Raw genomic sequence first — 11,699 nt, 5'->3', positions numbered from 1 at the left:
GGAGGGCCGGAGGGAACGCGGGGCGGTGTCACACGAGCGGGTCGGCGAAGGCGAGAGGGCAGTCCGGGCCCTCCACCCCCCAGGGCGGGGCGAGGCTCTGGACCACGGCTGCGGCCGGGTCGGTGCCTGGACGGAAGAAGCCGTCGGCGCCGAGGGTGCTCCAGGCCTCGTCGGCGTACTCTCGGGCCTTGCGGCCCGGAAGGTCCGGGGGCGGCGGCCCGGCTGCGGGATCCGCCCGGGTCATCACCTGGAATGTGTGGAAGTGCAGTAGGTCGAGGGCCGTCCGCCAGTTCGCGCCGTGCGGACAGGCCGGGACGAGGCCCTGCTGGCGGGCCGGCGCGGGCGGACGGCGGGCGACGATCAGGACCACCCTCCGCACGCCTGCAGCGCCCGGGTTCTCGGCAACGCCCAAGCCCTCGGCAGCGAGCCCGGCGACTTTCCACAGCGCGTCCTCCAGGGACGACACGGCGTCCTGCCGCCGCCGGGCGTGCGACCATCCGTCCAGGGCGGCCGGCAACGCGGCGGGCGGCCGCGCGGAGACGGGGGCCTGCATCAGGATGCCCTCCTTGGCCAAGGTGCTCTCGTAGACGGTGTGGTCGTAGTAACCGACGGCTCCGACGCGGATCGCGGTGCCGGCGCGATCCCGCCGGGCCAGCAGGGCGGCGACGTCCCGCACGAAGGTGAGGCGCTCCTCGGTCTCGGCCTGATCGGCGCCGCTGAGCTCGACGGTGAGGAACAGCTCCAGCCGCGGCGGCCGTACGATCCGCCGTGGCAGGGAAGCGAGCAGACCCGGCACGTCGACGGCGGCCGGATTCCGGCGCCCGCCGGGCGTGCGGGCACCGGAGGCGACGGGGGCGACGAGGTCCACCTCCCCCGGTCCGCGCAGGACGAAGGTCAGCCGCGCCGGTTCCAGGGCCGCGACCTCGATCTGATGCATGCTCACGGGCGGAGCACCGGTCCCGTCGGCGGCGGGTACACCGGCCAGCACCGGAAGGTACAGGGCGTCGCGGCCGGTCACTCCGCCGTGCACGGTGACCTCGGCGGTCTCGGTCTCACCGGGGGCGAGCCGAGAGCCTGCGGGAAAAAGCACATGGCTGTGGGGGTGCACGGCGCCGGTGTGACGGTCGGCCCGGGCCAGCAGCAGCGTGTGGTCGGCCAGAAGCGGCAGGGTACGCACGAGACGGCGCACCGCGTCGACGGTCGTACGGCGGTCCGGTATGCCCTCCCTCAACTCCGCACTGCCCGCGTGCAGTTCCACACGGGAGACGCGGGCTTCCCACACGGCGGCGGCCGCGCGCTCCAGCAGCTCCCACCCGGGCGGGGGCCGCAGCAGGACGACCGGGGGGTCGGGAATCGCCGGCAGGCGTGCTTTGAGCCACCCCAGCACGGCGGCGTCGAATTCCATGCGGTCCACGGACGGCAGGGTGCCTATTCCGCCGGCGAGCTGAAAACGGCACACATCCTCGTCAGAATCGAACTCCGGTACGACTAAACGCCATGTCGTGCTTCCGGCGTCGTTCTGCAGCGGGATTCCGGCCTCTCCGATGGTCACCCTGATCACGTGGAGGCCGTCGGCCGTGAATTCCACGAACGACAATTCCTGGAAGTGGCCGTGGTGGAGCTCGTCGAGGAGATCGCCGCGCCCGGACGGAATCCCGAGGTCGGCCGCAGCGACTTCGGGCGGCTTCTTCTCGTCCCGTCCCGGCGGACCTCCCCTGGTCACCTCCGCGACCCGCCCGGCACCCTCCGGACGCCGGGCCGACAGGGCCGCCGCCCGGATGTCCCAGGCGTGCTCGGCCGCCCTGAGCTCGGCCCCGGCGATCTCCAGGTCCCGGGCGGTCAACTCCCCTAATACCGGGCCGTCTTGGAGCTGCCATCCGCACACCGCACAGAAGGCGTTCCACTGATCCGCACAGAAGTCGCTCCGCTGATCCGGGGTCGCACACACCGGGCAGGCGGCCTGCGGATCACAGGCCCCCGTCATCTGTCCACTCCCCCGACTCCCCGCCTCGGTCCGAGCCTTGCCCCGCCCCACCCCGCCCCGCCCTGGAAGGCGCGGATGAGCACCTCACGCAACACCCGTTCCATGGACGCATCATGATGACACGACGCCCTGATCAATTCCCCGGTTCCACAGTTCGCCGACAATCCGTTGACAACCCCGTCCGGGTTCAGCCGCCGGAACTCCATACTCCGATTCCCGTCGTCAATTCACCGCGCGGAGAAGCGGATTGCCCACGTCAATGTGCCGGCCGCCAGACTCCGCGACGTCAAGGGGTCACACCCCATGAACCCACTCATCCATCCTTCCGCTCCGCATCCCCCTCGGGCCCCCGGCATCTCCTCATGCGGAGCGGAAGGACGTCCTTCCATTCCACCGGGTCAGCCGGGCGGGCACCGGTCGCGGGCCGGTCACATCCCGGCCGGGATGCGCTCGACCAGCGCCGCCGCCTCGGGGGTGCGCACCACGAAGTGGACGTCCCACTGCGCCCCGCGCGCCAACTCCGCCTCGACGGCGGCCCATATGGCGGCCAGACTGACGCGGTACGGCAGCCCGCCGCGCCCCGAGCCGAGCAGCGGGAAGCACACCGAGCGCAGCGGCGGCGCGTGGCGGTCGCACTCCTCGGCCAGCAGCGCGAGGGCCCGCGACACGGCCCGGGTCACGTCGGCCGGGAGCACGTCGTAGTCGTTGGTCCCGGCCCGGGGAACGGCGACCGCGGCGTGGTAGATCCGCCGCACACCTTGTCCGGCCAGGGCCCCCGAGCTGGTGGCGGCCACCGTGCCGGGCAGCACCGGGCGTCCCGCGGTCCCCTGCCGGGCCGCCCACTTGCGCAGTTCGTCGTGGACCGGGTCGTCCAGCACATCGCCGGTCACCCCGCGTACGGCGGCCGCACGGCGGAGCGACGCGGCGACCGACGACTTGTACTGCTCGGGGAGCGCGAGGTGGACGTTGGCAGGGGAGACGACCACGTCCACGTCCCGCAGCAGGTCCACGGGGTGCACATGAAGGGTGAGCCTCACCTGTCGGCCGCCGGCCCGGACGTGAACGAACCGGTGTGTACCGACGCCCCACTCGTCCCCTTCGGCGCCGGGCACCCGCGTCTCCTGCGGCACCAGCCGGAGGACGTGCTCGGCGACCTGCCCGAGGACCATCACCTCGTGGTCCTTGCGGAAGCGCTCGACGCTCACGCCGTACACCGAGGCCGCCCGGGCACGACGCGAGGACGCCGGCCAATCCCGGGTGCCCTGCGCAAGACCCAGGGTGTACTCGGCGGCGGTGCGCAGCGTGCCCGCGTCGAGGCGCGACACGGCGAGCCGCAGCAGCGCCTCGACGGCCGCGCCCGGACTCCGGGCCGCGGTCGCGGTCACCGCTTCCGCGGCCGACTCCAGCGCCGGCAGGGCGCGCCCACGCAGCCGGACCAGCCCCGCGCGTCTAACTTCCCTCAGTTCAGAGAGAAGTGACGCCAGGTCAGGAAGGGACGATGCCATGCGTTCACCATGGCATCACGCTTCACCCGCGGACAAGCGGGACCGCCGGCCCGAGGACGTCACTCCCGTCTCGGCCGCGAGATCTCCGACCGCAGCGGTTCGAGGATCTGGTTCGCCTTCTCGATGCCGGCATCGGAGTCGAGGTCCGGAATGCCTCTCTCCGGCAGCACCTCCAGCGGCTCGCCGTCGCCGTGGCCGAGCCGGTCGTGGAAGAGCACCAGGGCGCGCCGGGGCCGGTTGTGCCGGGACTGCCAGATCAGTCCCATGGCGTCGGGTACCTGCGCCCGGATCTCGCTCGCCCAGCGCCTTGCCTGTACGTAGTTCCTCTCGTCCTCCAGGAGCGTGGAGTCCTGGCAGACGGCGGCCAGATCGGGCGCCTCGATCAGGGAGACCAGGTTCAGCTCGCACCTGGTGCGCAGCACGCTCAGCGACCGGCGCCAGACCGCGGCGTAGGGGATGAGCCGCATGCCCGCCGACGGTTCGAACGGCCTGGAACGCAGCACGCTTTCCGCGAGGGCCGTGGTCGCCGTGTCCGCCAGATACAGACAGTGATACGGATCGAGCAGCGTGCCGTCGAAGCGGCTGCCGTCCTTGAACTCGAAGGGGTCCGCGAGTTTCGGGTTGAACTCATTCGGCACGTACTTGGTGCTGTGGACGCGCCACAACTCCGTGCCGGCCGGGATCACATGACGGTTGGGACGCAGTTCCAACGGGGTCATGGGGAAGAGGCCGCTCATCAGTCCCCCTCCACCAGTGCGGTGGCCGCCCCGACCAACTGCTGGTCGGGCAGGCGGCCGAGGAGCGACGCGGGTGTCCCGCCCAGCCAGGTGTTCCCGCTGAACCACCAGGCCGCGGCACCCCGGGGGTCGATGTCCGCGAGGAGAAGACGGTTGACCTCGAGGACCACCTCGTACGGGGTACCGCCGCCCGCAGCGAACTGGAACTCCGGGTAGCGGTCGCCGCCCGGGTCCGACAGCCTGATCAACTCGGGCGGCGGTGCGGCGCCGCCGCAGCGGGCCCGCGCCTCGTCCGCCGAGAGGGCCGGCGCCCGGAGCAACTCGTCCTGTGCGCCGGCTGCGACGCCCTCGGTGCCAGAGGCCGGCGAGGGGCTCGCCAGCGCGGCCATCAGCTCCCGCGCTCCCGCCACGGCCGTCGGCCCGGGCGGCGCCGCGACCAGCCGCACGGCGTCGAGCGCGGTGCGCACCGGATGGCCGTGCGGCAGCGGCAGCAGGGCAAGTTCCACGCCGCGGAGTGCCCTGCGGACCGCCCTGTCGTCGTCGGGCGCCACACCGGCGAGGGCTTCCAGCCTGGCGAGCAGCAGAGCGTACTCCTCGTCGTCGAGCGCCTCGCGGATGGTGACCTGGTGCTCCCCGATCAGGGCGAACAGCCGGTCGGCTGAACTCTCATGACCGTCGTTCATCCGTTCCCCCTCCCTTTCTTCCTCCTGCTTCTCCTGCTTCTCCTGCTTCTCCTGCTGCCCCGGGTGCCCTTGATGAATGAAAGCGGCCCAGAGCGGTATCCGGTCGAGATCCGGTCGCTCCATCTGCCGCAGCAGCTCACCGCGGAGCGAGCCCGGGTTCTCGCGGCGCGGGTCGAGCATCCACAGCTGCGCAGCCCTGAGCGCGTCGACGGGGCTGAGCCCGTCGACGGTCAGGTGGTGGTGGAACACCGCCATCAGCAGCGCCGACGCGCTGTCGTTGGTTGTCCACCGTGATCCGATGGCGTCCCGCGCTCCGCCCGCGAGGAACGCCGTGGTGAGGGTCAGCGCCTCGTCGTGGTCGCGGGTGCTCAGGTCGGTCTGACAGGCACTCAGCACGACCAATGGCCCGTCCTCGGAGGCTCGTTGGGCATCCGGCCGGTCGAGGAGCCGAGTCACCGTCAGCATGCCCGGATCCGGCCCGTCGCCACCGCGCTCGGGGGCGGCGAGGTGCAGGGCCGAGACCGTGGGACGCGTACCCGCCGATCCGTGCGAGGCCACATGGAGCAGCGACGCCCCGTCGGCCAGGAACCCGAGGACGTCGTCGGGTGTGCCGGGGACCAGCTCCTCCTCGGGCAGCTCGAAGATCCCCCCGCACATCCGGGCCTGCCGGTAGAAGGCGTCCCGCAGAGCCATGACCTCGACCTCGGCATACGTCAGGTCCATGGTCGGGTCGGCCAGCAGCACGGGGGCGGCCGCCGGATCCCGCGGCGCGCGTTTCACCGTACGCAGGAACTGACTGCCGGACGCCGCGTAGCTGACCACCACGGTCTGGCAGAGGTAGTCGTGAGGCGCGTCGTCCGGAAAGCGCGCGGCGTGCCAGGGGACGATGCCGAGTCGGCCGCAGGGCACCAGGACGACCCTGAGCGGCCCGTCGTCCCGCTCGCCGTCGGCCGCGAGCCGCTCCTCCACACCGGCGAGGACGGGGCCGAGCACCTGGTAGGCCCAGTCGCAGAGCGCCGCGAGGGCCTCCTCCCATGCCCGTTCGGCGGACGAGTCGTTCCGGTTGCTGTCACACGCCGCGGCATCGCGTACGGCGCTGGCGTCGAGGTAGCGCTCCAGCGGGCCGCTCTCGGCGTCGGACAGGTGCGACCGCACCGCCAGTCCGGCTCCGAGCCCCGGGCCCACCACGATCACCACGCCGGCCTCCGCGTCCTCGCCGGGGACCAGATAGACGAGCGCGTCGGCGCCGCTCTCCGCGACCCCGTCCGCGAGTTCGCTCAGCGTGGGCGCGCCGAGCAGACCGCCCTCCCGCCGGTAGCCGAGGGCTTCGAGGGCCTCACGGCGCAGCGTGCTCAACAACTCGCCGGGGACGCCGCCCTCCTCGGCGGCCTCGGCGCCCTGGTCCGCGCCGACCGCCCGCCACGCCTCGGCGAGATCGTGGTGCCCGCCCGCATCGAGGAGTTCGGGTACGGCGGAGGAGGTGGACGCCGCGTGCAGCACCAGGGCCCGGCCCAGTTCCAGAGCGGCCACGGCCTCGTGCAGCCGTCCCTGCGAGCCCGCCCACAGAGCGGCCTGTACGCCCCTGCTCGCCCCGGAACGGGCCGCCAGCAGTCCGTGCTCCGCACCGGCCTGGAGGAGGACGTCGGCGGCAAGCGTCGCCAGCGCCTCCTTGGCGGCTTCCAGGGCCGTGAAGTCCTTCACGTCCTGGTTGAGGACTCCGCGCTCTCGATAGGCCTTGGCCAGATTCCACAGCGCTTCAGCGGCGATCCGCGGCCCTTTCCCCTTCCGGACGCCGTCCCGGACCCGCTCCAGTTCGTCGATCAGCCGGTCGAGGAGGGGGCGGTCACGAGTGAGGGAGTAGTGCAGGGCGACCGTGAGCGTGGAGGTGTGGAGATCCTCCATCGAGGCGTCCGGAGGCAGGGGAGCGTGGTCGATCACCGGTACCGGACCGCCGGTGAGGCCGGCGCGCAGCAGATCGAGGTCCGGGATGTGCGGCAGGGACATGTCGTCGGCGAACGGGAGACCGCTCTCCTTGACACCGGATATCCCCTTCTCCATGTACGGCAGGGCACGCAGGAGCAGCTCCTTGTCCCCGGTGACGGTGCCGAGCCTGGCGTAGGCCGCACCCAGCGTCGCGAGAACGATGTACCGGAACTGATGGCCCTCGGGGACGGCCCTCTCCAGCGCTTCCGCCTCGTCCACGAGGTCCCGGAGCGCCTGGACGTCCTCCGACTCCCCCGCGTCGAGGACCCTCGCGTACAGCGCCAACGCCCGCCCCACGGCGGCGGGATCCTCAACGCCCGGAGGCAGCGACCCTTCGAGCGTCTCGAAGTGTGCGGTGATCTTCTCCAGGTTGGCGAGGCCGGCCGCCCGGTCCTGGATGGCGCCGCCGACGACGGGACTGATGTTGAGCAGGAGTGCCCTCAGGGCCTCCAGCCCGGAGGTCGGGTCCGGCCCGGGAGGCGGATCCTTCTGTACGGAACTCAGCCTGTGGAGAAGTTCGTTGAGCGCCTGGGGATCGCCGCTGTCGAGCACGTCGCCGAGGCCCTGTGTGGTGGCGTGCACGGCGTCCATGGCGGCGGCGAGCCGACGGATGTCGTCGGGGGTGAGCGGGGGATTCGGCTCCGGATCCGGGGACGGGCCGGGATCCGGGGACGGCTCGGCATCCAGGCTCCTGCCAGGTCCTGAGGCATCCGGTCCCGAGGCGTCCGCCGGCCCGCCCGCAGGACCACCGGCCATGCCGGACAACTGGTCCATCATCTGCCGCAGCTGGTCCGTGTGGGGATCCCCGGCGGGCATCATGCTGGTCAGAAGGTCGGTGAACTCCGCCCCCGGGGGAGTCGAGAAGACCCCCCGCATCCGCCGCAACTCCCCCAGGAACTCCGGCGGCAACGGCAGCTCCAGCACCTCCTCGGTCAGCTCGTCGAGCTCCGTGGCGAAGGTCGTCATCCCGGCGGGTCCCGCCCGTGCGATCCAGTCGACGAAGGCGGAGAGGTCGGGTACCGCCCCGTACCCGCCCTGCTGCGACCGTATCGGCGTAATGATCGACACCAGGAACAAGGCCGCCCATCGCCGGTCCTCCTCGGCCGTCGCGGCTCCCAGTGCCGTCCCGCGGTCCCGCGCCTCCCGCAGCAGCCGCTCCGCGCGCTCGCCGTCCGCGGGCTCACCGCCCCCGGCGGACTGCCGCATGGCCAGCGCACCGCCCAGCCATACGCTCACCGCGCCGCGAAGAGCGGGGTCGTGGTCCAGCAGCCGTGCCAGCTGGTCGAGTTCGGCGATCGAGGCGTCGTACGCCCGAGGCGGCACATCTCTCGCGCCCATGGCGGGGGTCAGCCGCTTGACCCGCTCCGCGGCGTCCGCCGCCCAGGCGCGCAGCCCCTGTACGCCGCCGCTCTCCTCGTCGTGCACCGGCACCCTGCCTCTCCCCCCGAACCTCGACGGCCCTGGGAATCAACGCCACTATGCCGATCCGCCGGCCGCAAGGCGACAAGATCCCGCGCTTCTCCTCCTCAACGCCCCAAATCCGCCCGGGACGCGCCCAGTTCGGCCCTCATCTCGCGCCGGGCCTCCCGCAGCCGGCCCCACAGTGCGTCGAGGTTCTCCTGCACGACGACCGGCGAGTCCCCCGCTCGCGGCACTCCGTCGTCCAGACGCCGCACCATGCCGAACACCGCGCCCAGGTCATGACTGAGGCCGCCCGCGAGTTCGAGCACGCGCTCCGGCACCCGCATCTGAGCCTCCGCGTACACGTCCCGGTGCTGGTCACGCGCCTCGGCCAGCCGCTGCCGCACGGACCGCAGATCCTCGTCGCGGCCCAGCGCGTGCAAGTGGTCGGTGAGCGCGGCCAGATACTGCCGGGCCGACGTGTTGAGCGCCACGTAGCACGACCGCAGCTCCTGGGCCTCGCTGCGCCGCTCCCGCAACCGTTCGGCCCGCTCCCGCTCGCGCTGCCGGCTGCGGTCCGCCGCGCGCTGGGTCAACAGCGCGGACAGCAGCGTCCCGACGACTCCTACCACCGCGACCAGGAGAGCGGTCGTGCTACTGACGTCCACGCGGCCTCCGTCCCTGTTCCGCCACAGCGCCAGCGAAGCAGCGGATCTCTCGCCGTGTGAACCCCCACCCGAAGATCGCCCGATGTTCGGCCCGCCGCCGACCAGCCGGGCGGTCGTGGCCCGGAGCCAGGCACGAGCCGGCGGCGGACCGCTCCTCACCCTCGTGCGTGGACCGTCGCGCCGCGTGCGGAGAGCCGCCGCCCGTTCTCGGGGCGGCGGCTCTCCGCGCGTGTGCTCCCCTGGGCGATGGTGATGTCCTGTTGCTGAGTCGCGTGGAAGGTCGGCAGCGGCAGGCCCGTGCCGCTCAGTTCCATGAGGGTGGCCTCGACGTGGGCGGCGCCGGGGGCGAGGGTGCCGGGCGTGCGCTTCTCCGAGTTGGTCCAGCGGTGTTCCGCGCCGTCGCAGACCGCCGAGGTGCCGCCGATCCCGTGGCGGACCTGCGAGTCGCCCTGCGACACCGAGGAGGACACGAACACGGGCCCGGCGGCGCTCATACAGCGGTAGGTGCCGGAGAGGGTGATGGTTCCGTCGGCCGCGACATAGCCGGTCGGGTCGACGGTCACCTCGTCGTACGGGTCGGACAGGGCGACGGCGGACGGGGCGACGAGCAGCAGCAGTGCGGCGGCGGTGGCCGCGCCGACGGCCTGGCGCATGGACATGGGAGTACCTCCTGGAACGGGGCCTGGAATGGGGCCGGGGTGGGGCCCGGAACGGGCGCTCCAGAGGTACCGGTCCGGCGCCCCGAGGGCGGTGATCATCACCCCTTTGGTGGCGAGTTGGCACCGTCCGTCTTGGGGACGTCCGAGTGTTGTCCGTGTGTTGTCACGCTTCACGACCGGCTGTTCCGATGAGTTCGCCGCGCGCGCATGGTCTAAGCATGCGAGGCGGCGACACAGCCGCCGCCGTCCATCGCATCCGACCTGGAGGTGCGCCATGTGTTCCCACCAGTCTTCGTGCCCGTCCGTGGACCCGGGCGCCGCGCACATCGTGGCGGCCCACCCCGAGCAGGGCTGGAACCTCCTGTGCAACGGCGCGATCGTCTTCGACGACACCGGCGAACTGCGTCCCGACGGCAGCGTGGTCGCTCCGCACCGGGTGTACGCCGAGCAGCTGGCCATCGCCGCCTGAGTCCACGCCGAGCGGTACCGGGAAAGCGCGGGCTCGCCCCGGACCGCTCAGTCCAGCACCGCGAAGCCGTCGAGTTCGACCAGGGCCTGTTCGTCCCAGAGGCGGGCGGCGCCGATGACGGCCATCGCGGGGTAGTCGCGGCCCGCCAACTCGCGCCAGATACGGCCGAGTTCGGGGGCGTTGGCCCGGTAGTCGGCGACGTCCGTGGCGTAGACCGTGACCCGTGCGAGGTCGGCCGGGGTTCCGCCCGCGGCCCGCAGCGCGGTCAGCAGGTTCGTCAGCGCCAGCGCGAACTGCTCGGGCAGCGTCCCGCCGACCACCTTTCCGTCCGTGTCGAGCGCGGTCTGGCCCGCCAGGAAGACGACGCGGGTGCCCGTCGCGACGACGGCGTGGGAGAAGCCGGTGGGCGGGGAGAGCTCGGGCGGGTTGACGCGCTCGGTGCTCATGAGGCCTCCGCCGCTCGTTCGGTCCCTCGGTACAACTCCTTGGCGATGACCGCCCGTTGGACCTCGCTCGCCCCCTCGTAGATCCGGGGTGCGCGGACCTCCCGGTAGAGGTGTTCGAGGAGATGGCCGCGGCGCAGGGCGCGGGCGCCGTGCAGCTGGACTGCCGCGTCGACGACGTACTGGGCCGTCTCGGTGGCCAGCAGCTTCGCCATCGCCGCTCGCCCGGGTACGCCGGGGGCCCCTTCGTCGTACGCCGCCGCTGCCGCGTACACCATCAGGCGGGCCGCCTCCGTGCGCAGCGCCATCTCGGCGACCTGGTGGGCCACCGTCTGCAGGTCCTTCAGCTTGCCGCCGAACGCGTCCCGCCCCGCCGTGTGCGCGAGGGTCGCGTCCAGAGCGGCCTGCGCCATGCCGACCGCGAAGGCGCCCACGCTCGGCCGGAAGAGGTTGAGGGTGTGCATGGCCACCCGGAAGCCGCGGTCCGGTTCCCCGAGCACGTCGTCCGCCGTCACCGGTACGGAGTCGAAGGCGAGGGCTCCGATGGGGTGCGGCGAGAGCATGTCGAGCGGGGTGCCGGTGAGGCCCGGGCGGTCGGCGGGGACGAGGAAGGCGGTGACGCCGCGGGCTCCGGCGCCGGGGGTGGTCCGCGCGAACACGGTGTAGAAGTCGGCCTCGGGCGCGTTGGAGATCCAGCACTTCTCGCCGGTGAGCCGCCAGCCGTCGGGGCCGTCCTCGGCCGCCCCGAGCGCCAGCGCGGCCGCGTCGGAGCCCGCGCCGGGCTCGCTCAGCGCGAAGGCGGCCACCGTGGTGCCGTCGCGGACGCCGGTCAGCCAGCGGTCCCGCTGAGCCCCGGTGCCGTACGCGTGGACCGGATACGCGCCCAGGCCCTGCAGGGCGAGCGCCGTCTCGGCCTCCGTGCAGGTCTGGGCCAGCGACTCGCGCATCAGGCACAGGTCGAGCGCGCCCGAGGTGAACAGGCGGGCGAGCAGGCCGAGTCGGCCGAGTTCGGCGACGAGGGGGCGGTTGACGTGGCCCGGCTCGGCCTTCTCCGCGAGTGGGGCCAGCCGCTCACCGGCCAGCATGCGCAGCTCGGCACACCAGGCGGTCTGTGCCGGATCGAGCGAGAATGCCGTCATTGCCGGTCCTCTCTGCTGCCGGGTTGCG

8 protein-coding genes and 1 pseudogene are annotated in these 11,699 nt (G+C 72.6%); 1 reads left to right on the top strand and 8 read right to left on the bottom strand.

Annotated elements, in window-relative coordinates; genetic code table 11:
* Positions 1-28: 28 nt before the first annotated feature.
* The 6 genes and pseudogenes from OG975_RS36045 to OG975_RS36020 all read right to left on the bottom strand — a co-directional run.
* Positions 29-1,843 (bottom strand): hypothetical protein, encoded by a 1,815-nt coding sequence (locus OG975_RS36045; protein ID WP_406333531.1) that lies wholly within the window; start codon positions 1,841-1,843, stop codon positions 29-31.
* Positions 1,844-2,412: 569 nt separating this feature from the next.
* Complete coding sequence (locus OG975_RS36040; protein WP_406333530.1) at positions 2,413-3,489, bottom strand: macro domain-containing protein; 1,077 nt, start codon at positions 3,487-3,489, stop codon at positions 2,413-2,415.
* A 59-nt stretch (positions 3,490-3,548) separates the two neighbouring features.
* A complete protein-coding gene (locus tag OG975_RS36035; protein ID WP_406333529.1) occupies positions 3,549-4,226 on the bottom strand; it encodes an RES family NAD+ phosphorylase in 678 nt (225 codons plus the stop codon).
* Complete coding sequence (locus OG975_RS36030; protein WP_406333528.1) at positions 4,226-8,323, bottom strand: CHAT domain-containing protein; 4,098 nt, start codon at positions 8,321-8,323, stop codon at positions 4,226-4,228. The genes OG975_RS36035 and OG975_RS36030 overlap by 1 nt, the downstream gene beginning before the upstream one ends.
* 95 nt (positions 8,324-8,418) lie before the next feature.
* The gene (locus OG975_RS36025; protein WP_406333527.1) at positions 8,419-8,961 is read right to left on the bottom strand and encodes a hypothetical protein; all 543 of its coding nucleotides are present in this window, start codon (positions 8,959-8,961) and stop codon (positions 8,419-8,421) included.
* 236 nt (positions 8,962-9,197) lie between these two features.
* Positions 9,198-9,620, bottom strand: a pseudogene (locus tag OG975_RS36020) (DUF6299 family protein); the annotation flags it as partial.
* A gap of 274 nt (positions 9,621-9,894) precedes the next feature.
* Here OG975_RS36020 and OG975_RS36015 point away from each other — a divergent pair.
* Positions 9,895-10,089, top strand: coding sequence for a DUF5999 family protein (locus tag OG975_RS36015; protein WP_406333526.1), 195 nt, complete (start codon positions 9,895-9,897; stop codon positions 10,087-10,089).
* 47 nt (positions 10,090-10,136) lie between these two features.
* Here OG975_RS36015 and OG975_RS36010 read toward each other — a convergent pair whose 3' ends face one another.
* Together OG975_RS36010 and OG975_RS36005 are read right to left on the bottom strand one after the other, a co-directional pair.
* On the bottom strand, positions 10,137-10,535 hold the full coding sequence (locus OG975_RS36010) for a RidA family protein (protein WP_406333524.1): 399 nt from the start codon (positions 10,533-10,535) through the stop codon (positions 10,137-10,139).
* On the bottom strand, positions 10,532-11,671 hold the full coding sequence (locus tag OG975_RS36005) for an acyl-CoA dehydrogenase family protein (RefSeq protein WP_406333523.1): 1,140 nt from the start codon (positions 11,669-11,671) through the stop codon (positions 10,532-10,534). The genes OG975_RS36010 and OG975_RS36005 overlap by 4 nt, the downstream gene beginning before the upstream one ends.
* Positions 11,672-11,699 lie beyond the last annotated feature (28 nt).

It is taken from the genome of Streptomyces sp. NBC_00203 (assembly GCF_045206325.1).
Classification (GTDB): Bacteria; Actinomycetota; Actinomycetes; order Streptomycetales; family Streptomycetaceae; genus Streptomyces; species Streptomyces lutosisoli.
Note: the sequence above shows the minus strand (reverse complement) of the source record. Positions and strands in the feature narration are given on the sequence as shown.

Bases quoted from the DNA above. Each gene is read 5' to 3' on its own strand.
- OG975_RS36040 (WP_406333530.1), bottom strand. From the start codon at position 3,489: ATGGCATCGTCCCTTCCTGACCTGGCGTCACTTCTCTCTGAACTGAGG.
- OG975_RS36035 (WP_406333529.1), bottom strand. From the start codon at position 4,226: ATGAGCGGCCTCTTCCCCATGACCCCGTTGGAACTGCGTCCCAACCGT.
- OG975_RS36015 (WP_406333526.1), top strand. From the start codon at position 9,895: ATGTGTTCCCACCAGTCTTCGTGCCCGTCCGTGGACCCGGGCGCCGCG.
- OG975_RS36010 (WP_406333524.1), bottom strand. From the start codon at position 10,535: ATGAGCACCGAGCGCGTCAACCCGCCCGAGCTCTCCCCGCCCACCGGC.
- OG975_RS36005 (WP_406333523.1), bottom strand. From the start codon at position 11,671: ATGACGGCATTCTCGCTCGATCCGGCACAGACCGCCTGGTGTGCCGAG.